The 23,375-nt window shown below is 38.7% G+C and carries 22 protein-coding genes; 14 read left to right on the forward strand and 8 right to left on the reverse strand.

Going from position 1 to position 23,375, the window contains the following annotated elements; translation table 11 throughout:
- Positions 1 to 13 precede the first annotated feature (13 nt).
- Together A2W93_09450 and A2W93_09455 are read left to right on the forward strand one after the other, a co-directional pair.
- Positions 14 to 865: a hypothetical protein gene (locus A2W93_09450; protein ID OFY54520.1), complete on the forward strand. Its 852-nt coding sequence runs from the start codon at positions 14 to 16 to the stop codon at positions 863 to 865.
- A gap of 11 nt (positions 866 to 876) precedes the next feature.
- Positions 877 to 1,626 carry a hypothetical protein gene (locus A2W93_09455; GenBank protein OFY54521.1) on the forward strand — a complete coding sequence of 250 codons (750 nt, stop codon included), beginning with the start codon at positions 877 to 879 and terminating at the stop codon, positions 1,624 to 1,626.
- 293 nt (positions 1,627 to 1,919) lie between these two features.
- Here A2W93_09455 and A2W93_09460 read toward each other — a convergent pair whose 3' ends face one another.
- Positions 1,920 to 2,708 carry a hypothetical protein gene (locus A2W93_09460; GenBank protein OFY54542.1) on the reverse strand — a complete coding sequence of 263 codons (789 nt, stop codon included), beginning with the start codon at positions 2,706 to 2,708 and terminating at the stop codon, positions 1,920 to 1,922.
- A gap of 1,368 nt (positions 2,709 to 4,076) precedes the next feature.
- Between A2W93_09460 and A2W93_09465 the strand changes: the two genes are divergently transcribed.
- The 3 genes from A2W93_09465 (at position 4,077) to A2W93_09475 (ending at position 6,104) form a co-directional block, all read left to right on the forward strand.
- Complete coding sequence (locus A2W93_09465) at positions 4,077 to 4,643, forward strand: hypothetical protein (GenBank protein ID OFY54522.1); 567 nt, start codon at positions 4,077 to 4,079, stop codon at positions 4,641 to 4,643.
- Positions 4,643 to 5,641, forward strand: coding sequence for a hypothetical protein (locus tag A2W93_09470; protein ID OFY54523.1), 999 nt, complete (start codon positions 4,643 to 4,645; stop codon positions 5,639 to 5,641). The genes A2W93_09465 and A2W93_09470 overlap by 1 nt, the downstream gene beginning before the upstream one ends.
- A gap of 232 nt (positions 5,642 to 5,873) precedes the next feature.
- On the forward strand, positions 5,874 to 6,104 hold the full coding sequence (locus A2W93_09475) for a hypothetical protein (GenBank protein ID OFY54524.1): 231 nt from the start codon (positions 5,874 to 5,876) through the stop codon (positions 6,102 to 6,104).
- Positions 6,105 to 6,507: 403 nt separating this feature from the next.
- Here the strand turns inward: A2W93_09475 and A2W93_09480 are convergent, their stop codons facing one another.
- Together A2W93_09480 and A2W93_09485 are read right to left on the reverse strand one after the other, a co-directional pair.
- Positions 6,508 to 7,194, reverse strand: a complete 687-nt coding sequence (locus tag A2W93_09480; protein OFY54525.1) for a hypothetical protein — start codon at positions 7,192 to 7,194, stop codon at positions 6,508 to 6,510.
- Positions 7,184 to 7,702, reverse strand: a complete 519-nt coding sequence (locus tag A2W93_09485) for a hypothetical protein (GenBank protein OFY54526.1) — start codon at positions 7,700 to 7,702, stop codon at positions 7,184 to 7,186. Before A2W93_09485 ends, A2W93_09480 begins: the two co-directional genes overlap by 11 nt.
- Before the next feature lie 12 nt (positions 7,703 to 7,714).
- On the opposite strand from A2W93_09485, the gene A2W93_09490 reads away from it, so the two are divergent.
- The 9 genes from A2W93_09490 to A2W93_09530 all read left to right on the forward strand — a co-directional run bounded on the left by A2W93_09490 (position 7,715) and on the right by A2W93_09530 (position 15,482).
- The gene (locus A2W93_09490; GenBank protein ID OFY54527.1) at positions 7,715 to 8,011 is read left to right on the forward strand and encodes a hypothetical protein; all 297 of its coding nucleotides are present in this window, start codon (positions 7,715 to 7,717) and stop codon (positions 8,009 to 8,011) included.
- A 132-nt stretch (positions 8,012 to 8,143) separates the two neighbouring features.
- The gene (locus A2W93_09495; GenBank protein ID OFY54528.1) at positions 8,144 to 8,413 is read left to right on the forward strand and encodes a hypothetical protein; all 270 of its coding nucleotides are present in this window, start codon (positions 8,144 to 8,146) and stop codon (positions 8,411 to 8,413) included.
- Positions 8,414 to 8,476: 63 nt separating this feature from the next.
- Positions 8,477 to 8,728 (forward strand): hypothetical protein, encoded by a 252-nt coding sequence (locus A2W93_09500; protein OFY54529.1) that lies wholly within the window; start codon positions 8,477 to 8,479, stop codon positions 8,726 to 8,728.
- 140 nt (positions 8,729 to 8,868) lie between these two features.
- Positions 8,869 to 9,324: a hypothetical protein gene (locus A2W93_09505; GenBank protein OFY54530.1), complete on the forward strand. Its 456-nt coding sequence runs from the start codon at positions 8,869 to 8,871 to the stop codon at positions 9,322 to 9,324.
- Positions 9,325 to 9,753: 429 nt separating this feature from the next.
- Positions 9,754 to 10,347: a hypothetical protein gene (locus A2W93_09510; protein ID OFY54531.1), complete on the forward strand. Its 594-nt coding sequence runs from the start codon at positions 9,754 to 9,756 to the stop codon at positions 10,345 to 10,347.
- A 3-nt stretch (positions 10,348 to 10,350) separates the two neighbouring features.
- Positions 10,351 to 11,073: a hypothetical protein gene (locus A2W93_09515; GenBank protein ID OFY54532.1), complete on the forward strand. Its 723-nt coding sequence runs from the start codon at positions 10,351 to 10,353 to the stop codon at positions 11,071 to 11,073.
- Positions 11,074 to 11,233: 160 nt separating this feature from the next.
- Complete coding sequence (locus tag A2W93_09520) at positions 11,234 to 12,658, forward strand: hypothetical protein (GenBank protein OFY54533.1); 1,425 nt, start codon at positions 11,234 to 11,236, stop codon at positions 12,656 to 12,658.
- The gene (locus tag A2W93_09525) at positions 12,651 to 14,165 is read left to right on the forward strand and encodes a hypothetical protein (GenBank protein ID OFY54543.1); all 1,515 of its coding nucleotides are present in this window, start codon (positions 12,651 to 12,653) and stop codon (positions 14,163 to 14,165) included. Before A2W93_09520 ends, A2W93_09525 begins: the two co-directional genes overlap by 8 nt.
- Before the next feature lie 195 nt (positions 14,166 to 14,360).
- Positions 14,361 to 15,482, forward strand: a complete 1,122-nt coding sequence (locus tag A2W93_09530) for a hypothetical protein (protein OFY54534.1) — start codon at positions 14,361 to 14,363, stop codon at positions 15,480 to 15,482.
- Positions 15,483 to 15,548: 66 nt separating this feature from the next.
- Here the strand turns inward: A2W93_09530 and A2W93_09535 are convergent, their stop codons facing one another.
- The 5 genes from A2W93_09535 to A2W93_09555 all read right to left on the reverse strand — a co-directional run bounded on the left by A2W93_09535 (position 15,549) and on the right by A2W93_09555 (position 23,355).
- Positions 15,549 to 16,991 (reverse strand): hypothetical protein, encoded by a 1,443-nt coding sequence (locus tag A2W93_09535; protein OFY54535.1) that lies wholly within the window; start codon positions 16,989 to 16,991, stop codon positions 15,549 to 15,551.
- Positions 16,992 to 17,006: 15 nt separating this feature from the next.
- Positions 17,007 to 21,239 (reverse strand): hypothetical protein, encoded by a 4,233-nt coding sequence (locus tag A2W93_09540; protein OFY54544.1) that lies wholly within the window; start codon positions 21,237 to 21,239, stop codon positions 17,007 to 17,009.
- Between the two features lie 113 nt (positions 21,240 to 21,352).
- Positions 21,353 to 22,117, reverse strand: coding sequence for a hypothetical protein (locus A2W93_09545; GenBank protein ID OFY54536.1), 765 nt, complete (start codon positions 22,115 to 22,117; stop codon positions 21,353 to 21,355).
- 1 nt (position 22,118) lies between these two features.
- Positions 22,119 to 22,892, reverse strand: coding sequence for an adenine-specific DNA methylase (locus tag A2W93_09550; protein OFY54537.1), 774 nt, complete (start codon positions 22,890 to 22,892; stop codon positions 22,119 to 22,121).
- 10 nt (positions 22,893 to 22,902) lie between these two features.
- Positions 22,903 to 23,355: a hypothetical protein gene (locus A2W93_09555; GenBank protein ID OFY54538.1), complete on the reverse strand. Its 453-nt coding sequence runs from the start codon at positions 23,353 to 23,355 to the stop codon at positions 22,903 to 22,905.
- Positions 23,356 to 23,375: the final 20 nt, after the last annotated feature.

A 23,375-nucleotide genomic window follows, 5' to 3' on the forward strand; every position in this document is an offset into this window, starting at 1 on the left:
TAATTAATTAACCATGAACTGGATAGAACCCAAAATTGAAAGTATTGTCACAAGCGATGTGATATTTTATTCAAAAGAATATGCAGATACCTGTGCGCGTATCTGTACAACATTAGGCATCGATATCGTGCCTGATGCATCGGGAGAAACATACTGGCAGTTTCAAAACGGCAAGTGGTCGTCGAACCCCATTGATGCTGACCAAAAGGTTGATATTCGACGCAATATTTTTGACCAGTCAGTTTTGAAAAGTATGGAGCTCTCTCCGAGCAATTTGCTTTTTGCATTTGATAACGAAAAACTATGTGGTATTGTTCATTTTACGAACTACAATGTCCTTGAAGTATATCAGGCGTTGTATCAGAATTTTTTCAATTTTGAAACAGCCCTTCGCAATCACCTGAATACATTTGGATTCGATATTCAATCTTTCAGAGACTATTTTCAATATCAACACAAAAAGGACTCAAAAGACAATTATTTTGTAGAAAAAATTAAATCACTCAATAGTGATAAAACCATTAAATCCGCGGAGCAAGTGGGTATTCTGCAGGTTCTGTATTTAAGTGATTTATTGGGCTTTTCTAAGTCAAGATGGCTGGAACCAGAGATAAAATCAAAGATTGGTTTATCTGGTATTGAAAGTGAAAAAATTGCAAAACTGCGAAATGTTATTATGCATGCAAAATATTTCACGAGAGAATCAATCGAAGAAGACTATAATTTTGCGACTTTCAAAAACTTTTTCTCTTTAATAATTGCTTTTAGAAACGCATTTAACACGCTGAATAATGTTAGCACCCTGAGGCAGCTTGAAGGGCTAGATGCCGCTCAATTGAAAAGTTACTTTTACAACCGTATATAACCTGAAACACTATGACAGAGCAATCATCCAATTATCAAAATCCGATTCCCTTTTCACTAAGCTCCGTAAACGGCCTCAGTTTCATTTTATGGGCATACTCTATTAATACCGGTAATGAACTCGAATCCGCTACAGCATACTATAACCGGGGCGTTTCAGCCATTTTAATAAACAACATTTCTCTGTTTGAAAGCAAGTTCAATTTCAGAAGCTATATCCCAACTGAAATTGTGTGCATTGATTCCGCCGGGGCAGTTCTGAGTGTTTCACTACTCAATGATAAAAATATCTCATTAGCGGCCGGCACCAGTATCGTCCTATTAATTAAAATGGGATTGTGTGAGCTGTACGGAGTAACAGCCGGGCATTCATCAGTTATACAGGCAGCAGACACAACTTCGATTTCGCAATGTGATGGTACAGATTATATTGATCCCGAGTCTTTATCAGCTGTAGAACTATACGAAATCATTTTGTCTGAAAGAGAAGGAATAAACATCAGAAGCAGTATTCCCACTGTTTATGTGTGGTACAATCATTTACTGTTTATTGTGAACCATATTTCTTTCCCTACTTACAGTGCTTCAAAAGAAATGACGCAAAACGTAAAAGAAGTAGTTGAAATCCTGATTTCAAAAGGGATCAACCCACTCTTGCGAGAGGCCGTGTATCCATCACATCATTTCAACGACCATTCAAAAATAACTGCATACGAGACCTGGTGGGGTATGGAGAATGCCGGAAAGTTTAAGACCCAGTAAAATTACATGCTGCGCCAATAGTAAAATGCAAAGCTGATTCGGTCAGAAAGCTAATTCCCCCGTTCGCCAGCAGCCCCGCCCATCGTCGGAATTAATTTCTATTGCTAATTAATTCACATGAGAAGTTGGATGTTAAGTAAAGCTGCTGTAATTATTAGTTTTCAAAACGGCATCCTTGTAAGACAATGGACTTTCTGGATTTTGGGGAGACTTACACATGCAGCAACATCAATGGCTTTAGTTATCTACATAGCTCTTACAACCTACTTTTCTTCTATAGTCCCAGAAAGTGTTTAGAGAAATAAATCCTTAGGGTATTCACTTTGCTCTTTACCGAAATTTCCATTAAGTATTTGTCGAATAATATACTTTGTATGTTTTGAAAAATCTGCCCCTAGCATCCATTTTAAATAATCAAAATGCCGATGAACGCTCTCGTCCTTATGTTTCCCAAATGAAAAAACTATATTCCCTTTTTGATTTCTAACAAACTTTCTACCGTAGTCAACTATTGCGTTACCCTTATTGGAAATCTCATGCAATTCTTCAACCGTATTTGGCAGCCCATATTTTACAATTTGCTTTTCCAGCACTTCAATAGTTGCGTTTGTATCTGCCTCAGCTCCATGTGCCCCTTCTAAATTCTTATCACAGTAAAACTTATATGCAGAAGATAAATCTCTTTTTTCATTTTCATGATATATCTTTAAGGCATCAATAAATTTTGTCTTTTCATCAAATGGCTCATCGCCTTCAGCCCTAAGGATTTCTTCTACTAATATTGGAACGTCATATGAAAGAATGTTAAACCCCGCAACATCGCAGTCCTTGAAAAAATCAATTACAGTATTTTTATATTCATAAAAGGTAGGCATGTTTTCTACGTCAGAATCATAAATCCCATGCACATTCGATGCTTCTTTGGGTATAGGTCTCGTAGGATTTATTCTTTGCGTTATTGTCTCTTTTTCTCCATATGGGTGTATTTTTATTGCCGATATTTCGAGTATTCTATCATTTACAGTATCTGTGCCTGTTGTTTCTGTGTCAAAGAAAACTAATGGTCGACTTAAACGCAACATATGAGAAATTCTATTATTTGAATAAGTGTTAATGAAGTTTTTTTCCAATAATTCAACAGCCAGCTCTTTAAAGCAAACTGGATCAAAATCTGAGTTATTCAGAATAATATATATCAAATCAATAACATGTTTATGCCTTCCAGAATATTCTATGTTTAAGGCCCCTCTAATTTTTGCTTCACAAATCCCATAAGCCATTGCAATTTTCAGCCCAGCATGTGTTTCATAGTAATCAGGATAAACGTCCTTCGCATACTTTGGCAAAAAAACATCGACGACTATTTTTTTTGAATTACTAGGGGTCTCAATATTGTCACTCATGTAGTAATATTTTTTACAAATGTAAGGTGAGCCCTCATAGATGGTTTCACCAATTCCTGTGTCTTCTTCAGTTTTGTATTCAAGCCCGGGGATTAATACGAATTCCCCCCCCGCTTTTGGGATAATTATGTCTAAATCACAAGGCTCTCGTCTTAATCTAATTTTCTGGAATGCAAGCGCCATGCTGCCCGTTAAAATTGCCGTGGGATTTACTTCAAGAATTTCTTCATAAAGTTTCATTAACATCTGTCTCATGGATTGCTCTATTAAATATTAATTGCAAAAATACATCAATAATTATTTTAGCTCATGTTAAGTTAACGATTAAATTTTTAATGCTCTTTATCAACAGTTGAAATGTCACCCAAAAGCACTTGCTCAATTAAACCCAATTTGGTTTTGCCCACACAACAGAAAAAGAACATCAAGATTTCGAAAACAAATATCAAGTAAATATAATGTATAAAACAATAATTCAACAACCGTCCACTGTTAGTAACGCACTTGATGCATTGTTAGATAATATGTACGTAAGTGGAAAAAACGTTAAAAAAATCAGTTCGCGTCGCTGCAAATTGACCACCCTCCGCCGGACCAAATTGACCACCTTGCGCCGGCGCAAACTGACCACCCATAAAACATATTCAATTTACTGATTGGAAGCGCAACTTGGAAGAAGACAACATGCAAAGCCATGGTTCCGTGTCTGTTTATTATCAGACACCACGCCCAACCCTCATTTATACTGCTTTCCGCTCAATTCATCGAATAAATTTCAAAATATTTTCGCTAGAAACCTTGTTTTTAACAAAAATGTGTATATATTTGGGGTTGGAAGATGTGGTGGGCGGTTAAATAATTCCTAACACACAGACAATCTTTTAGACGGATAAACAAGTCGACCTCTTGGGCGTTAAGGTACGGTTAACCAGAAGGGTTAGCGACTACACTTTTGTTCAGAATTGGGTTAGTTAATAAGGGTGTTCGAGCAAGACTAAATAACGATACAACAGAGATGGACAATCTATAAACAATAAGATCAGAGAAATGTGGCAAAAGTTTGAATTATATATCATCTCAATATTCCTACTTTTTCTTTTGTTATTCATTAACAAGGTCCCATATTGCTTTTGTGAAGGCTGTGGTTTTATTTCCTTTAAAACTCTATTTACTGACCATATTGTTGTCGTCATAAGTTTGATATTTATGACATTGGCTGCTTTTTTTTATTTGCGTTTCAATCACCAAATCATTGAAGGAGCAACTAATCTTCCAGTTCAGGTTACAAAAATTGAAAACTGCAACTATGAAACAATTACTTTTCTTGCGACTTACATAATACCGTTGGTTTGCTTCGATTTGGATTTCAACCTTGACGAAAACAGAAATCTGTTGATGCTTTTTTGTGTGCTTTTCTTAATAGGTTGGATTTACTTGAAAACAAATATGTTTTACACCAACCCAACATTGGCACTTATGGGCTTTCAAATTTATAAAATCAGCACTCTGAAACAAGAAGGAATAATTGTAATAGTAAAAGGAAAAGCAAAAAAAGATGACTGGCTTTTTTGCAAACACATCAGCGACAATATTTACTACGCAAAACTACAATAATGACAAGAGAAGAACTAAATCAGAACATTGCATTTCTTTTTGCCAACGGTAATCCGATTGGGATTAAAGTTTATTTCGTTCTGGAAGATAATGGAGAATGTTTAATCCGCTTTGCAGACATCTCTCCACAAGTTGCAACTGATTTGAAAACACAGTTTACAGGCTACATTCAACAGCGGATTGCAAATAATGCAGATCTTAATTATGGTTCAATTACAGAAGCAGACGACAGTGGAAATGCCGCATATTATTACAACTTAGAAGAGCAACCTGCACTTTTGCAACCGCTTTTTGATGTAAATGCAGCCGAATTATTTGTTTTGCAACAAGACGGAGAACAATCGTTTGCAAACTTCTCTTTTAAAGCAGATGATTTAGGGAAAATTAAAGCATTTATTATTTGCCTTGGCAACGAGGCAAACAAAGTTGTGCTTTACAAAAAACAGTATCCGATTAGTCTAATGCGGCAAGGTTCATATTACGGCTTAGTGCCTTCTAACACAAGATTAGAACGGTTCACTGATAACGTAATCAAAATAAATGAAACAGTTGAATTTATGTTGGTAAACGATGCTTTGATTGTATTGAGTTTAAAAACATTTCAGAATAGTTTTGGTTATGACCAAATAATCAGAAACAAAGCAGAAGAAAATTTGTTGACAATTGAGGCAACCAATCTTTTGGAAGATATTGAACAATTGAGAGAGCTAATAGGTGAATTAAAGTATGCAAAGAAGATAATGAGCATCCGGCATCATTCGCCAGTTCTGAATATTCCGTTTAATGATGTGAAAAATTTTATTCTAGCCCACCCAAAACTTAAGCGTAGAATTAAATTCAATGGCGACCAAACAAGAATTAGTTTAAAAACGAGAACATCAAAGGAACTTTTCATCAAAATACTGAATGATGATTTTTTGAAATCAGAACTAACTCAATTGCTTTATGACAGTTTGAAAAAGGCAGCAATGGATAATAATGAAGAAGGAGAAGAGTAAATTGAAACGTCGTATTACTTTATGGAATGCAGGCCAACTTGTAACAAAGTTTTTTTCGTTAGTCGGACTGTCGTGCAAACTTTTAGCTTTGTGCTTCTATTCAATTTCAGTGCTGCTTGTTTTTTTTGTGTTACAAGATTAACATTGGTGAATAGGATGAAGTTTTTGTACATTTGATAAGGCAAACGAAAGGAATTTTAAAGAAACTTAAAACCGAATAAATACCAAACATATGGATTGGACAAACATAAAAACTAAACTCCCATCGAAATCAGGAGTATATCTTGTAAGTGCATCAAAACCTCTTAGTAATGGACGTTTCGTGTTCTCGTATGTCGCATACTATGACAAAGAAAACAATAGATGGCACAAGTACGATCCTTTTTCAGACAGCGACATTAAAAGTGAAACAATTGATACTGTAATAGGGTGGATTGAAACCTTGCCGACATTTTTAGGTTAGGTAACCGAAGATTACATTTCATTGATTTGGATTATATTTCTTCTTATTAAAGTTCAAGATGAATCAATATCACACGAAATGCAGCCGTTGAAACATCTTATTTTATTGCATTTTCGTAATTGAATGAAGAAACTTGAAATTACAAGTATTTTTGAGAGTAGCTATGCTTACTATTCCGGCCCACCCAGCGCCACCCCATAAGCAACTCTCAACCACGCCCTCATCCTCTCCACCGCATAATGTTTCGCAAACCTCAATTCTGAATCTTTCCAGTGTCCGATATCGAGTGGGTGTGTGGCGGTTTCGTCATCCAGCGGGGTGAACGTTCCGTCGGGGTGGTATTCGGTTTGTTGCGGCGAGTTGGTAAATGATAAAATGTTCTACTGAATTGGGGCTATTGAAATTAATAATCGCACATATTTTTTAATTTATCTGTCACAATTGACATCCGCTCTTCCAGCATCAACGGATGAATATGAGCACTTATAATCTCGGGGAAATTTTTATTGCTCAGAATTTTTGTGAATTCGTCTTTGAGATATTGTTTAACTGCATCATTGGCATCTGCCACTTCTTTGACAATATTGGTGCGGTTGTCAATTATATAGATTACATCTTCGAAATCGTGACTGGTCCTGTAATCAGTGCCTCTGCTGTGAAAAGCTTCAAGTTTGGTGGCAATAAAATAGGGTGCTGAGAGCACACGAATGGTTTGACCATGGATTTTAATTTCCTGCAATGACTCAAAGCCCGGTTCATACCAGCGGTTGGAATCGCCCAATGCTCCTGGCTCCGAAGGCATGATGTCAATTTCTATCTTGTTGTATAAAAAACTGCAAAGCGCATGTCCTTCCGGATTAGGTGCAAACTTCAGTTCCAGCAACCTTTTTTCAAGATTAACCCACTCGGAATAGGTTGCCAGCTTAATGGTCATATCTATATCGGATGTGGGACGAATCTCGTCGGCAGCAGGGTCGTCGGTGTAAACACTTATAACAGCGCCACCCACAAAAACCATTTTCTCATTCAGTTCCTGCAATGCTTTGGCGACATCGGACACCATCCCGAGATTGATTGTTTTATTCTCCATTCACAATTCTTTTTTCGAGTTCTTTCAGCGCCAGATCTTTTTCGCGTGTGCGGCCAACTCTGACCGCATCGACCAACGCCAGCAGCTCATATAGTGCGCTGTCATTCATGGCTGCATCGGGCACCGACGAATAGAGCGGAACAATACCGTGTCCTCTTACTTTTCCGGCCGCATAAGGCCATACAAATTGTTCTTCGCTTATAATTTTTTTATTCAGCGGTAGTGCCGAGTGCGCAGTAGGCATGCCCCTTACAATGGGTCCGGGCTTTTGCGGAAACACATAGCTGAGCCCATATTTCAGAAAATCGAAAAAAGCAAGCCGCATCACCTTCTTGCCCAACAGGAGCCCGGCATATTGCATGCGCGATGCTGCCTGGCTTATTTCCGACTGACTCATCTTTAATGAATCGGCCAATGGTTTTTGCTGCCAATTGTCGCTGCGCATAGCGATAATCTTTAGCAGAATGACAACATCCTGCGGCTTCATTTGTATGGTTGCTGATTTCATGTTTTTCAAATATTGCGTATTGCGATATGCAATATTACAACAAAAATCATTGATAAACAAATGTTTTTTAAATATATATCGCGTATTGCGATATGCGATATTGTATGTGACGATATCGTCGCCACATATTCCGGCCAAATCAGCGCCACTTCCAAAACAACCTTCCTTTCAGCATTTTATCAGGCCCAAACAATTGACAATCCGACTATTTCGGAGCAAAGAGTGCCACCGATTCCGGCCCAAACAGCGCCACCCCTAATCACAAAAACTGAAGTCTTTTTAACCAGAAATTTTAGAGACCATGCCTGATATTCCGGCCCAAACAGCGCCACTGAAAAAAACAACATATAAAGATTTTTACATATTTTCATTTACTCCTGTTAAACCTCAATCAATCAAATCAAAACATTATTATCTTTGCGACCCTATTTCAACAAATCCATGAAAAAGACTTCTGCAAAGACCCCGGCCAAAAAGGCCACAGCTGCTAAAGCCACGCCCGCAAAGACCGCTGCTAAAAAGACTAAATCAGACAAACCTACCACGCTGGATAAGCTGAACAAGCTTGAACTCGCCTTTGCGGAGAAACAGCTTTCACGGGCAGAGTATGATATGTGGAAGACTGTTTATCAAAAAGAGGTTCCCTTCAACGCAAATATAATCGAAGAAGACGATTACAGACCCCGAAAGACACGAAGAAGAGCTTGGTAAAATAAATTAGCTACTGCCCTGGCATGGTTTTATTACGCCTGCCGGAAATAATTCCTATTAACTATGTTCTGCCCGAAATGCAAGGCTGAAAATTTCAGCGAAGAAGGAACTGTGAATGGCCGAAGCCTGTACTCATGCTCTGTGTGTGGGTTTAATCTGACGATTCCGGTATTACAGGATTCCGAAAACATAGAGACAAAGCGCGAAGCAATCATATTGCATTACGCTGGATATTGTGTTGAGGATATTGTGTTGTTGACGGGATTTGAGCTGGAGGTGGTTGAGGGGTTGATTGAGGGGTTGCCAGCCGAATAAGGCTGTGCAGAGTTATATTTATTAGCTTTGCTCCTAAATTTTGGATTAATAATATGAGTTTTGACCCTTCAAAAACTTGCCCGAGGTGTGGATCAGGGATATTGATAAAAGATGGTATCGTTTTGAAACGACAGCGATATTTGTGCAAAGAATGCAAATACCATTTTACGGTTGCTATTCGTAAACAAAGATTTGATCAGGATGTCAAGCGAATAGCTGTTGTATTGTACCTTTTTGGATTAAGCATTACAAAAATTGAATCATTGATCGGTGTGCGACAAACCACTTTGTTTAATTGGGTCAAAGAATTCGGACCAAAATTGGAAATGATGCGGACTTGGGAAAGGCTCAAAATAAAAAGCACCAAAACCTCAAGGGATGAATTAATCAGGATTGGAGATGCCGATTGGACTTTGATTTGCAAAAACGGGATTCCCGAAATTCGCATCAAAGAAAAAAAGATGAAAGAGATGGTTGACAAAAAGCAGCAAAAACTCATCAATAGCCGAGTCAAACCGAACACCTCAAAACTGCCCAAACCAATCGACTCCCGCAAATCTGATGATGCTACGCTTGATATGTATGGGGTGCATTGATTATGCACTATCTTACAGGCAACAGCAAGCTAGCACTATGAGCCAAAGCTCCGCAATACTGAATTACGCAGTAACGATTAAATGTGGGATGTAGATAATTAGTCCTCTGCAAACTACATTTATACGGCTTTCCATCAAACTCATCGAAGATATTTCAAAATATTTTCGTTAGAAATCCTTCATTTAACAAAATTCTGTATATATTTGGGGTTGGAAGATGTGTGATGAGATGATACTGGTTACTACACAATTTTCGTAAAATTGGATATTTTGTAATGATCTTTGGACAAATAACACACCATCTCTTTTGTTAAAAAGGTGGGATATACAACCCATTATTGATAAAAATCCCATCATTGGGTGTTAAAAAAGGTGTGTCACAAAGACGTTACAGACCATTATAAGACAGAAAATTAAATCCTAAATATCATGAATGAAAACTTTTTAATTCAGTATCAAGAAACAGTTCCAGAAGAAATTATTTTCGAATTTCAAGAAGACCTTAAAGAATTCACCGTAATTGTTGAAAAACAACCAGACTCTGAATACCACTACTCAACAGGAAATCTTTTTAATGACATTGTCATATTTATCAATGAGAACCAGACAGGATTAATTGTTTCAGGTCTCATTGTACGTGCAAGTTATGACTTGCTAAAGTTTTCAATTACAAAACTAATCAAAGGGTTAAAGAAGAAATCTCCCAAAGAACAAACTGAAAACCTAAGAAAAATTAGTATTAATCATAGAATATATGGTAAAATCATAGAGTTTGAGATTGAAACAAATTTATCTGACGATTTAATTGAGAGAGCTATTGACAAATCATTTGATACAATAAAACAAGAGCAGATTAAGGAAATATTAAACAATAGAGATTTTCTATCAAAAGAATATGACTATAATCAAGCAAAATTTATTTACAATAAAGCTACTGGACTATGGGAGCCAATTAATTATGGTCAGACAAGAAAAGATTTTGAAGATTTTCAAAGAAAAGCAAATGAGGATTTTAATTGTTAATATATGAAAGAAGAAGATTTAATATTCAAAACGATTCTATCGTGTGTGCCTTTAAGACAAATTGGCGAAAATGGAATGCCAAAAAATTATGCTTCAGGCGTAATAATTAATTACTGTAATAAAAAAGTAATTATGAGTGTATTTCATGCAACAAGAGATTTTACTAACTGGGCGATTGAAATAAAATCTGATTTTAAAAATGGAACTTGGCTTAAGGAGCTAGGACAAATGGGTAATGCTGTTGAAGCGAGTATAGACTGTGAAGAAATTAATAGAATAGATTTTTCTTATAATACATTACCCTCTGACATCAAGTCCTTTCACCAAGTTATCGATATTGAGTCAAATCAGATATTTGAGCATGAAAGATTAATAATTGACTATGATTTTGCAACGAAACCATCTTTTGACAAAAAGTATTCTTTCTTTGGACAAACTGAATTTAAAAATAATGGTAAAATAATAATACCTGTTGGTAAATTAGTCATGAATTTGGAATATGTAAGAGATGATGGTTCTTTTTACGTTTTCAAACTTCCAAATAAACACCCTGGACATGAATACTTTAGAGGAACAAGTGGAGCCCCAATTTTCGATAATGATGGAAACTTAGTTTCTCTTGTATGTAAAGGGAATAAAGACGAAGATTATATTTACGGTATTAGATTAATTAAATACAAATCTTTGATTGATATACAGGTTGACAATATAAATAACGGCATGTAACAGCAACTCTGCCCAATAGCCTATGAAAGAGCAAATTGAAACAGCAGTGTCCCGCAGGAAATTTGAATCGGGTGACGCAAAACGGCTACTGGGTATTTTTGTAAACCGTTAGGTGCAACCATAAAGAAGCCAAAACAATTTGACAAATAATCGATTTTTAATGAGGGAAACAATTTTTATTAGTCACGCAACACCTGAAGACAACGATTTTACAATCTGGTTAGCATCGAGACTTGAACTTCTAGGATATAAGATATGGATTGATAAAAACGGGTTACTAGGTGGCGAGAAATTTTGGGAAACAATAGACAATGTTATTAGGGACGAGGCTGTCAAATTTCTATTGGTTTATTCAAAAAACATTTTCCAAAAGGACGTCAATGGAATTATTAAGGAAGGAAAACTTAAAGATGGTGTTTACAAAGAATACAGCTTCGCAGAAAGTATTGGGAAAAAGTATAATTTGGGAGACTTTATTATTTTGATGAACATTGATAATGCTGATTATAATTTATTTATAGGCGCAGACAGGCTTAATCAAATACCATTTTATGAAAATTGGTCGTCTGGATTAAAGCAACTAGAAAAAAAGTTGATAAAGGAAGAGGTTTTAAAACAATCAGAATATCAAAATACTGGTTTTGGAGATTGGTATGAGAACCATTTTATAACTCAACAAAAGGTTTTACCCAAAAACGAATTGTATTATTCAAATTGGTGGTCAATACCCAAACTACCTGAGAGTTTCTTTATCTATCAGTTTGAAAATAAAGAACAAGCTAATCATATTGCAAAGCAAAAAACAAATTTTCCCATTAGTCAAATTACAAATAATTTGAGTTCGTTTGAAGAGCTTTCAGATTTTGATTTACAACAAAATGAAAGTAAAATTACAATTAAACCCAAGTGCATTTTCGAAATTAAAGTAACAGACGTTTTGATGGGTTTTGAATCAAGTAAATTTCCGAATCATCGTGACACTGAAAATCATTTCAAGCAACTATTGAAAAAAGTATTTCATCAAATAATGAAGAATAGAGGCATGTTTTGGTATGAGATGGCTAATAAAAGGTTAGCATATTATTATACTACAAGTAATCTGACATCTTTGAAAGTAAAATTTGATTTTCCAAATCGAAAAACTAACAAGTCAAAGAATAAAAATTTGATTGGTAAAAACAGCACAAATGGGTATTGGCATTTTGCGGTATCAGTTAAACCGATTTTGTCACCTGTCTTGAGCTTTAGTCTTAAAAATCATATTGCGTTCACGGATGATGGGCTCAATGTATGGAAAACGGATAAAAACGAGGTTGATAAAGAAAAAATTCATAGGGAACGCAGAAAGAAGGGGAAGCGATTATTTAATGAAGATTGGCGTGATTTGTTTTTAGCTTTTATCAGTGCCTTAAAAAAAGATGGGAAAATTGAAATAAAGCTTTCTTCAAATTTCATATTAGATATGCCTGTTTATCCAGAAATGTTTTGGGCGGATTTTGGCTATTTTGACCCAAAGGATAAAACAAGACAGGGTTTGTTATCAATGTATGATTTTGAAGATGATAATTTTGAAGAAGATGATTGAGCCAAAACTTATACATATACGTGAGCCAAAATTAACTTTTGGGTTTGATCAAAAAATGGAAGACCCAAGAGATGGTTTAACTCTTTTCGGATCATATTCCAAAAACAAACATTCAGGACAAATAAGTATTGGCATTATTGGCCCAAAAGAGCAAAGAGATCATGTAAAGGCGTATATAAAAAAAATTCACAAGCCAATAATAAGTAAACGATCAGATATTGCAAGACCTTTTTTCCCAGGGATAGAATCGACTTTCGATATTTCAATCAACTTTGAGGCAATACAAGAAATTGATATTCAAAGAGAAATTATTGATGAATATTTGAAATATTCAGACGGATATCAAAGAGTGTATAATTTAACTAATCTCTATTCAGACAAACTAAAAAAATATTTGAACGAAGAGGAAATTCCTGTTACAGTTTGGTTCGTTGCAATTCCAGATGAAATTTACCAATATGGAAGGCCAAAATCTAAGATACCAAAATCGGATGATAACAAATCAATTGGATTACGAAAAAGGGAGCGAGATCCATCTGCCTTATTCCTTTTCGATGAAATGAATGAACTGAAGGCGGCTTATGATTTTGAGATTAACTTTCACAACCAGTTAAAGGCAAAACTTCTAAATGATAAAATTGTAACTCAAATAATTAGAGAAAGTACAATTGCTTATGAGGAGCTTTGGACTGACCAAGAGAAAATTGAATATGAAAGATTATTCGACACTGCAAAAGCTTGGAATATTTCTACTACTTTGTATTACAAATCAGGTGGTTTGCCTTGGAAATTGGGGGAAGTAAGAAAGAATGTTTGTTATTTAGGTTTGGTTTACAAACAAATTGAACAGTCAATTGACAGGAAGAATGCTTGTTGTGCCGCACAAATGTTTTTAGATTCAGGTGATGGCATGGTATTTCGCGGAAATATCGGCCCTTGGTTTAATCCAAAAACAAAAGAGTATCATATAACAAAAAAAGATGCGAACAGCTTATTATCAATGTCAATTGAATCATTCAAAGACAAATCAGAAACTAAAGAATATCCAAATGAGATTTTCATTCACTCAAAAACATATTTTAATGATGAAGAATGGGAGGGATTTAAAGAAGCAACAGTAGGGAAAAGCAAAATAATTGGTGTTAGAATTAAGGATGATAGTGCATTTAAACTTTACAGAGATTTTTCTTACTGCGTTCCTAGAGGAACTGCATTAATTGTTACTGAGAACTCGGCATATCTTTGGACAAAGGGTTATATCCCAAGAATTCAAACACAACTAGGACTTGAAACTCCAAACCCAATAAGTGTTGAGGTAGTTAGAGGAGAAAAAGATATTGAAACTGTTTGTAAGGACATACTTGCATTGACAAAGCTTAATTACAATGCTTGCATTTTCGCTGACGGATCACCAGTTACTTTGCGCTTCGCAGACTCAATTGGCGAGGTGTTAACAGCTGGGCGTGATATTAAATCAGAAGTTTTACCATTTAAACATTATTTATAACGACAAAAATCCTGCACCTAATAACTCATGTTTTCAGTGTCTATTGAACGATGCCAAACCTGAAGCACTGTTGCGCGAAATGCCGCCTTTTAATATGTTTATTTGTATATTTGTAAAAGAACGATAAGTAAAAGGCAAAGAGGCTGGAGATCGCTTTAGAAAATAACACTGCAAAAGTTAACAACAAGATATTTAATGACATTAAAAGAACTTGAAAATCATTACGAAGAGTTTTTACAAGCCGACTTGAAGGTTTTACCTGAAAAGGCAACAACACTTTTTGATATTGCGGGATTTCCTCATTACGAAACGGTCTTGAGTAACTTTTATTCGTTTTACCTAAACCCAAGCGGACAGCACGGACTAGGTGACCTTTTCATTTCTGCATTGTCCGACATTATTGAGCGTAAGGCTAAAGGACTTTCTGTAATCGAAAATTCAAAAATTTGCTATACAGAGAGAGAAGTGCGTACAAGCAATGGCAAATATATTGATATAGTAATAAATGAACCATCAGAAATTAGTAATGAAGTTGAAAATGCAATTATTATAGAAAATAAAGTAAACGCTGCTGTTTATAATGACTTAATTGAGTATTACGATTCAATAAAGGTTAATAAAAACAAAGTTGGTGTTGTTTTATCATTGCGACCTGAAAAAAACTTGCCTAAACAGTTTATCAGTATTACTCACGATGAATTTACAAATCAAATCGAACAATCATCTGGTTCGTATTTTTTAAACGCTGATTTAAAACAAACTGTAATCCTAAAGGACTTCATTCAAAACATCAAAGCTATGTCGCAGACAATAGATTTAAAAGAACAATATGAGTTTTTTCTAAAACATCATGACAAAATTAAAGAAATAAACTCTTTATATTTAACAATCAAAAATGATGTTTTCAAACAAGTGGACGATGTCTGCGAAAAGCTAAATCTTGGACTTAAGTTACAAGGAAGATTCAGCTCACAGCTTCGCTATTTTTTCTCAAATTCAGCACCCGTATATTTTACTGTTTGGCTTGACGATTTATTTAATGGCGATGGAGAAATTTGTATATTCGTTGAATTAAATGAAGAAGGATTAGGGGTTATTGACAATATAAACAAAATTTCATTTACAGACGAAGAGAAAAAGCTACTTGACGAAACAACAAAAGTTCGTAAGACTTATATTCATTACGCGACAAGAAAAGTAAAACCATCACAAGAAGACATAAAAGACTTTACAAACTATGTATACAACCAAATTATACAAACACCATTGAAAGATATTTTCATAAAAATTGAAAGACTGCTAAACGATAAAAAGTAGAAGGTCGGTGAGTAGAAAAGTCTTTCGAAACACCACCACTCTCAAACGATCTTATACCGCCAAGCCTCAAAACACCCCCACGTTCCCCCCAATCCCAAACCGCCCATTGCCGGTAGCTTTCCCGTCGGCGACTTCAACAATAACATCCACCTCATGCGCATTTTCATTTTTGCCTCGGAAGTTGCCTTCTTTGGTGGTGTGGTAGATGAAAATGAATGCAGTGCGCGGGTTGTCCATGCGTAATTTGCGGATGGCGTCCATGTCGAGGCCGGCGCGGGAAACACTGTCGATGAAGACGAAGTCGTATTTTGAGAGATCGTCGGGAATGGTTTCGGAAACGTAGAGATTGGGATGGGTTGCCTGGAGGCGTTCGATTTTTTCTTTCAGCGTGTAACCGAATTTCTCTTCAATGGCGCAATAGAGCACTTTGCCATGGTGCTCCGCCAGATGTTTTGCAAAATCAATACAAAGAGTAGATTTGCCGGATTTGGGCAGACCATAAACCATGGCGGAAAATCCTATGCTGGGATCACCGATCAGCTCGCGGTATTTGCCCTGCAGGCCGATGGTTTCAAATTGCATTCCGGCCAGATCGGTGCTGCGGATCACTTCAGGATTTTCTTCCCTTTCTATTCCGTTTAGCTCTGGACTTTTTTTTTGATTGCATCCAAGCAGGCCCATGAGGCCGTTGAGCTGGCTTTCGCTTATTTGCGGCGCCTGTGTCTTTCCACTGATATAATCACTCAGCGAATTGTAGAGTTTGGTCAGGCGATCTGCATACGGGTCTGTTTTCCGAACTTTCTGAGTGTCGGCAGCCTTATGTATTTTTGAAAGAAGAGCTTTTGCTTTATCCTTCACATTCTTTTTGCCATGCAGCGAAATATATTGCCTGATGAATGAAACGGACAACATCGGTTTCTGGCTTTCAGCAATGGTTGTCAGGTTTTCCAGTGACTTCTTTTCGATTGTGATTTCAATGGCTTCGCCCATTTGTTCGTAGCATTTGATCAGCTGACTCTGAATTTTTTCGATCTCTTTTGCGTATGGCGAAGTTTTCCGGATTCTCTTTTCGAGAATGGCTTTCTGTAAGGAATCCAGAAATCGCAGAATTTCATCCTGTGTTTTCGTTTTGCCATGCATCGCTACATAACGCTTGATAAACTGAACTTCGGGAATAACTTTTTCAACCTGTTCAGGCTCTTTTCTCGAAGATGCAGCTGGTTTTTCTTTCGGTGCCTGTTTTGCCTTTGGCTCTGGCTTTGCTTTCTGTGCCTTTGGTTGAGCGGGCTCAGCCTGTGCTGATTTTTCCTGCGGATTTTTCTGCAGGTACTCCTCCAGCTTTTGCATGTATGCATCAATAACCCGTTTAATATTTTCATTCGAGTTATAAGCCGACCAGTTATTAGGTGCAGCGCCCCGTGTGAGTTTATCACCGTTTTTCAGGGCAACAGGCAGCTTGTCAAAATCAATGCTCCTGCTGGTTTCCATATAATTGTCTGTAGTTATCATGTTGCTGTTTATTTATCAGATTGTAAGAAGATCCAATTCAATTTCAAGAGCCATTGCTTCGAGTTCCAGCTCGCTCATGAAGGGAGCCAATGACGGTGTGTCTGGCGCCATTTGCGGTTCAGTCACAGGTATATCATCGGCTTTGTATTCCAGCAGGTAGTTTAGTCTGGCAAACTCCCCGGCGCGATCCTGTGCAGTGCGCCCTTCGACCTGCAGCGCCGATTTTTTATCTTCGATTTCCTGTCGCAAACTTTTCCAGCGTTCAGAACTATTTTCGCCTTTGTACAATTCTGCTTTTTTCTGAATCGCTTGCTTTTCGAGAGTGTAGGTTTCAAGCACCTTTGAGAGATCACTGTCAATTGAAAATCCTTTTGGCTTCAAAATAGTTCGCTCTGTTTTGCGGACTTTCGAAACATATTCCTTGAAGTATTTCAGATGCCAGGCTTTGTCGAAGTAGATCCTGAGCGTGCTGTAGGAGTATTCGATTTTTCGTCCGACGGACAACACATCCTTATCTTCAAAGGCAGATGCGTTCAGAAGTTCCTCAATTTCTTCCTTGAGTTCCTTCGCTTTTTTGTAGGTTTTTGCTTTCTGGCTCTGCTCGAAATCCGGCTCTGCAGCAGCAGCGTTTTCAAAATGTTCAGAGTTAATCAGATTTTCGTAAAACCTGCGAATGGCATTCAGCGACTCGGTTCTGTAATTGTTGTATTCACTGATGTCATTCCTGATTTCCTCAATCATGACCAGGGCGCGGTTGGCTCTGGCATATTCACGGTTGAGCTGTTCTTTTTCCTGATCGAAAAACATGCGGACCAAGCGATCTACATCAGTAATCAGCGCCAGTTTAATTTCTTCCGGGTCCAGGCTTTCCAGATCGAGCACGTTGCCACGGTCGCCTTTAAACCAGATGTCGTTGATGCGCGAAGTCTTTTCTTCGAGTTTCTGAAACACAAATACATCCATGGAATCTTGTATCAACGGCATGACAATCCTCACATAGGCGAATTTATTTCCCTGGCGCCAGATGCGACCTTCAAGCTGACGAATGTCCGTCGGGTTCCATTCCGGGTAACAATCGTACATGACTGTGCCGCGCTTTTGCAGATCAATTCCTTCACGAATGGTTGCCGTACCCAGAATGACTTTCACGACTCCTTCCAGAAACGCCTCTTTCACTGTTTCCTTGCGGGTGTCATTGATTTCAGAACTGATGATTTCCACTTCATCAATCTTTGTTTTATCAAACAACAACCCTTTTTTAAAACCAATATCCTCTTCAAGATATTGCTTGATCAGTGGAAAAAACTGTTTGCCGCGGTTCATGTATATCACCTGGCCGGAAACTGGTTCACCCCTCTGTTCATGCCATTCTTTGACGGATCGAATACACTCTGTCACATATTTTATCTTGGGACTTTCGTCAATGAATTCCTTGTAATTTTCGGGTGATCCGTTCAGAATAAACGGCGACAACGCATTGTCCAGGGAATAGGCAAGAGCCCTGAAAAGATTGCCCATGTCAAGTTTTCCCTGCGTTGAGTTCTTTGCCAGGGAAACGATTTTGTTTTGATTTTCCCGCTGCCGGGGAGTCATGTTGATGTATGTGAGCACTTGCTTTTCCTGAATCAGTCTTTCGCGGTTTCCGGAAACAGCATCGTACAACATCGGCAGATTGATTTTCTTAGGGCGCTTTACTCCCGCTTCTTCACCCGTTTTATACAGAATGTGATTGTAGATAAGCTTCTGCAGAATGCGTCGGTTGGTGAAAGATTTGATTACTTCTTTCTCAACGATTTCTTCCTTGTAGTTCGCGGTCCACTCTACTGTTGGCAACACAAACAAATCGAAGAAAGTGTCAATGTTGTAGATGCCGCTTTTGTTCAGACTTTCATACGCCACCAGTGATAGCATAGAATAAATTTCAAGCGGCGAATTTGAGAATGGCGTTGCTGTTAGCAGCATGGTGTTACGGCCATATTTGCGCTGAATGTAATTCAGAATCAGGAATGCTTTTTGTCCGGTTTCAGATGTTGCCGATTGAATATTGTAGCGTTTATTGCCGTCTTCATCAGCCTTTACATTGCTGAAAACATTTTTACAACGGTGCGCTTCGTCAATGACTACATAGTCAAAACCAACGATGTCAACATCTGCAACTGTGTCTTTGAGCCCGACGCCAATCATTTCACGGAATTTCTGATATTCTATTTCCTTATCGCGGGCGCTCTTTTCCCTGCTTTGTCCCAGAATATTTACAAGTTCCACAAACAGCTCATCCGAAACAGAATTGCCAAAACCAAGTTTACGGAAGCCCTCGTATGTTACAACAGTAATGGACTTTTCGGGCACCGGCTTATTCAGGTTGATGCGCTTAACCACGTCCGTCCCCAGGTTGTACCAGTCATTCAGTTGTATGCCGGTATGTGACAGAATTCCTGAAACAAACTCCCCGGACTTTTTATCTTCAAAACCAAAAATCTCATTAATCCATTTCTTGTATGTTGGTTTTGGAACAACGATAATCGGACGTTTACACTTTCCGGAATAAATAAAATTCGCTAGTGTTGCAATGGCGCAGGCCGTTTTACCAACGCCCACATCGAAGCTGTTGATGCCGCTTCCCATCACTTCCATGAATGCAATTCCCTCGCGCTGGATGTCGGTAAGCTGCAGAATTCCGGACTTAAAAGTTGCAGAACACTCAAATCCGATGGGTACCTTCTGATACGAAATATCGCTCTGTCCATTGTATAACCGGTTCCAGGAGTAATCCAGTTTTTCCTGATCCTTTGCAGTCAATACTTCATGGAGAAATTTCGAAAAGAGCTTCTCGCCTTCAATGCGTGCATTTGCTTTGAGTTCAGCTTTTTCCTCTTTGCTCATTTTGTCATCGCGCAAAGGACGGTTTGCGATGTAATAATCAGCAATGTCAATGGCCGATGACTTTTCGAAATCGGCATCTGAATTCAAAGTAAAGAGCCATTTGACAAAAACATCCTCAAGACTGTAGCGGGTTTCACCATCAAAGCGCAGATGAATTTTCTCTTTGTCTTTCTTTCGCTCCACTTTTCCGTTGACCTTTTTCAACTCTTCTGCATTCTCTACATCCATGTATTCTTCGCGGACTTCGGTAATTGAGAAAATAGCAGCGTCTGTTGCGAAATCGGAAATCGCTGTAATAATTGGCCGTTCCTTTTCATCCGGATTGGTCACGGTGAGCAGGATTGGCTTCGCTTGTGCAATGGCTTCTTTGTGGGCAGTGTAAATATCTTCGCCCCATTGTTCCAGAATCGTTTCTTTGTCTGCTTCGAGCTGTAGCTCGCGATCGTACATGTTTCCAAAAGTGTACACGGGATTGGGAACAAATTCGCCGCCCATGTAAAACAATGCTTTTTTGCGGACGAGATCCGACAATTCATCGGCATTGGCTGCTACTGCTGTTTTCTCCAGTTTGCAGGAACGGGCAGAAACATAATACAATCCGTCATCGCTGCGAAAAATGAAATAGTTATCGCCTTCGGCGTATGAATGTGTTTTGATGTACTTGCCGAGTACGGCTCCCTTTGCGGCGTTTTTGATATCACGAAAATGATTGTCTTTTAAAGTCACATTTTCGGTTGCCACTACATTTTCAACCATGTTGCCGCCTTTGATGTAATAGCGCTCCCAGCCCTTCATCTCAATTCCAAGCGAACGCTTGTACCATACCCAGGCTTTGATTTCTTCGAAAGAAATTCCTTTGTTGTATTTGGCAATGACATCATCAAAGCTCATTTTCTTAGAGGCAGAGCCAAGCCCGTTCATTCCTTTCGCATCCTGCATAATTTTGAGAATTTTGTCGCTGTTGGCGAGAATGATGCTGATCATGGCCGGACTGAGATAGCCCAGACTTTCGCTTGCCGATATTCCATTGAGGTAGCCCATGGCTGTATTTTTTTGATCGTTGAGAAATTGTAATTCTGTTTCAAGTGCCAGCGCTTCGAGTTCGAGCATTGATGCGCCGTTGCCTCTGATCGCGTTAATGATTTCTTCTTTCGTTCCTTTCACGGTGATCGGAAATTCGATGCTGGTTGTCACTACTTCTTTTCCGCCAATTTTTTCCGGATACATAACAAACCAGGTGTTGAACGAAGTGATTTCGGTAAATGAAAGCGGCTCGTTGAGCGCAAAGCCGAGTTTGAATTCGTAATCGAAAATTGTTTTGAATTTTTCTTCCAACGCCTCCGGAATCAAACCATTTCTTAGCAGAGCCCGGTCTTTCTTGTCGCCGGTGTCAGCGGGCAACTCTTCCAGCAATTTTCTAATTGCCGCAATCCGTGCTCTGTACCACGATGGGTTGATATGTTCCGGAGAGGCCAACATTATTCAAGATTGTTTTCGGTTTCAAGCATTGGAATGATGGCTGCTGGCACCAGATGCTGATTCACGACCCGGCAAATAATCTGTTCTTCAATTTTCGCATAGCCCGCTTTAGTCTGAATTCTTTCCCACACGTACGGGCTATTGGCCCTGGTAACTTTTTTCAGCTGGTTCAGAATTTCTTCGCGAATTTCTTTTTCCACTTTTGATGTTTCTTTGCCTGATGCGCCTGACAATGACAGATCTCCGTTGTCCATAAATGAATAATAGTCGTTTCTGGTTGCAATGATGTGATCCAGGACAACGATGTCAAAGTATTTGAAAGCCGTTTTGATTTTCTTGGTCAGCTCTTTGTCCTGCGGGCTGGGTTCTGTGTTTCCCGATGGATGATTGTGCGACAGAATAACACCCTTAGCCAGAATTTTCAGACCAACGGCCACAATCATTTCAATATCGACCTGGGTAGAATTGATGGTCCCTTTTGTGTGCCGGTAATAGCCAATGACCTTGTTTGAGTGGTTCATGTACAGCAACACAAAATGTTCCTGAATTTCAACACCTTCGAAAATGACTTCCTTGACAAACTGGTATGCATCGCGCGAAGACATGATGCGGGAAAAGATAAGGCGCTCTTCTTTAAAAGTGAGATCAACTTCCTTGACACGAAAATCTTTTTCAATGTCTTTGATTTGTTTGTCCAGATCGGACAATTCAGTGCCGTTGAAAATAAACATCGGCTGCGGCTGTGGAATTTTGTACTCTTTCATGTTACTTGCGTTTTAAAACAATGATGTCGGTCGGAACTTCTGTAAACCTGAATACGGGCGGCAAACGATATGCATCCACCAGATCGGCCAACTGTCCGATGCTGTCTTTTTCGTGGTTGTATGAAATCCCGTTTCTCAGAAAATTACTGGACGTGATAAAGACCAACAGCCCGCCAGGTTTTAGCAGTTTCAGGCTGTAATACATAAAAAACAGCTCTATCTGCTGCATTTTGGGCGAGGCAAAATAAGAGCTGTATTTGTTTTTATGTTTGCCATACGGAGGATTTCCAATGACCATGGAGAAGGGATAATCTTCGAGCCAGGTGATCTGCTGGCCTTTGAGTTTGCTTGTAAATCGCGGGGCTTGCAAAAAGGCCGTTTCAAAATATCCGGTGTGAATTTGTGCTTCCGGGTATGTGATCTGGCAGATCCTTGCCGAAACAGGATTGATTTCAAAGCCCGTGACGCGTGATTTGTCCGGCGCCGGGGCAACCATCCGCCCGATGGCTATTCCAGGCTCCAGAATGCTTCCTTTTGCGTCAAACCCGTATCGAAATGCCAGTTCCCACATCAGCTCAACGATGTAATCCGGCGTAAAAAACTCATATAGCACCCCTTCACCGCTTGCTCCCTTGCTTCCCTGACCGCCCGAACCCTCGTATTGCTGAATAAAGGCAATATCATCCGCAGAAAAAGCTTCGCCCTTCGCATCTTTCTCCCGGATGAAATTCTCGATCTGCTTATTCAGCTCATATTGGTTTACGGACTTTGACATTTTCTGATGCTTAGATTTTTTTCAGATCCATCATATTTCCCGGGCATTCCGTTGCCGCCAGGTCTCGATGACCTTTCACAACGAGTTCTTTGCCGACTGTTGATTTCACATGCTTGATTACTCCTCTGAGAGAGTCCATCTGCAGCGGTGTCGGCGGGTGTTTGGAAAGGTGGCCGATCAGGCAAATTCCGACATAGGTGGTGTTGTAATATCCCACATGGTAGCTGATGGATTCCAGATCGTTGGTTTGGTTGACCGTTCCGTCGGGTGAGATAACGAAATGATAACCGATGCCCGGCCAGCCACGCGAAATGTGATAATTGGCAATGGCTGTTGGAGTTCCGGAATCTGCTGCGCTGTGATGGACCACAATGCCGGTGATTGAACTGAGTGTTCTTCTTTTGTACGCACCTTTCCCCTTCGGGAGAGATGCAACGATGTTGTCGATTTTGATTGTTGTCATAGTTCCTCCTATTGCAAGGG

This window comes from Bacteroidetes bacterium GWF2_43_63, from assembly GCA_001769275.1.
In the GTDB taxonomy this organism is placed as follows: Bacteria; Bacteroidota; Bacteroidia; order Bacteroidales; family DTU049; genus GWF2-43-63.

Bases quoted from the DNA above. Each gene is read 5' to 3' on its own strand.
- A2W93_09450 (OFY54520.1), top strand. From the start codon at position 14: ATGAACTGGATAGAACCCAAAATTGAAAGTATTGTCACAAGCGATGTG.
- A2W93_09455 (OFY54521.1), top strand. From the start codon at position 877: ATGACAGAGCAATCATCCAATTATCAAAATCCGATTCCCTTTTCACTA.
- A2W93_09460 (OFY54542.1), bottom strand. From the start codon at position 2,708: ATGTTGCGTTTAAGTCGACCATTAGTTTTCTTTGACACAGAAACAACA.
- A2W93_09465 (OFY54522.1), top strand. From the start codon at position 4,077: ATGTGGCAAAAGTTTGAATTATATATCATCTCAATATTCCTACTTTTT.
- A2W93_09470 (OFY54523.1), top strand. From the start codon at position 4,643: ATGACAAGAGAAGAACTAAATCAGAACATTGCATTTCTTTTTGCCAAC.
- A2W93_09475 (OFY54524.1), top strand. From the start codon at position 5,874: ATGGATTGGACAAACATAAAAACTAAACTCCCATCGAAATCAGGAGTA.
- A2W93_09480 (OFY54525.1), bottom strand. From the start codon at position 7,194: ATGGAGAATAAAACAATCAATCTCGGGATGGTGTCCGATGTCGCCAAA.
- A2W93_09485 (OFY54526.1), bottom strand. From the start codon at position 7,702: ATGAAATCAGCAACCATACAAATGAAGCCGCAGGATGTTGTCATTCTG.
- A2W93_09495 (OFY54528.1), top strand. From the start codon at position 8,144: ATGAAAAAGACTTCTGCAAAGACCCCGGCCAAAAAGGCCACAGCTGCT.
- A2W93_09500 (OFY54529.1), top strand. From the start codon at position 8,477: ATGTTCTGCCCGAAATGCAAGGCTGAAAATTTCAGCGAAGAAGGAACT.
- A2W93_09510 (OFY54531.1), top strand. From the start codon at position 9,754: ATGAATGAAAACTTTTTAATTCAGTATCAAGAAACAGTTCCAGAAGAA.
- A2W93_09515 (OFY54532.1), top strand. From the start codon at position 10,351: ATGAAAGAAGAAGATTTAATATTCAAAACGATTCTATCGTGTGTGCCT.
- A2W93_09520 (OFY54533.1), top strand. From the start codon at position 11,234: ATGAGGGAAACAATTTTTATTAGTCACGCAACACCTGAAGACAACGAT.
- A2W93_09525 (OFY54543.1), top strand. From the start codon at position 12,651: ATGATTGAGCCAAAACTTATACATATACGTGAGCCAAAATTAACTTTT.
- A2W93_09530 (OFY54534.1), top strand. From the start codon at position 14,361: ATGACATTAAAAGAACTTGAAAATCATTACGAAGAGTTTTTACAAGCC.
- A2W93_09535 (OFY54535.1), bottom strand. From the start codon at position 16,991: ATGATAACTACAGACAATTATATGGAAACCAGCAGGAGCATTGATTTT.
- A2W93_09545 (OFY54536.1), bottom strand. From the start codon at position 22,117: ATGAAAGAGTACAAAATTCCACAGCCGCAGCCGATGTTTATTTTCAAC.
- A2W93_09550 (OFY54537.1), bottom strand. From the start codon at position 22,892: ATGTCAAAGTCCGTAAACCAATATGAGCTGAATAAGCAGATCGAGAAT.
- A2W93_09555 (OFY54538.1), bottom strand. From the start codon at position 23,355: ATGACAACAATCAAAATCGACAACATCGTTGCATCTCTCCCGAAGGGG.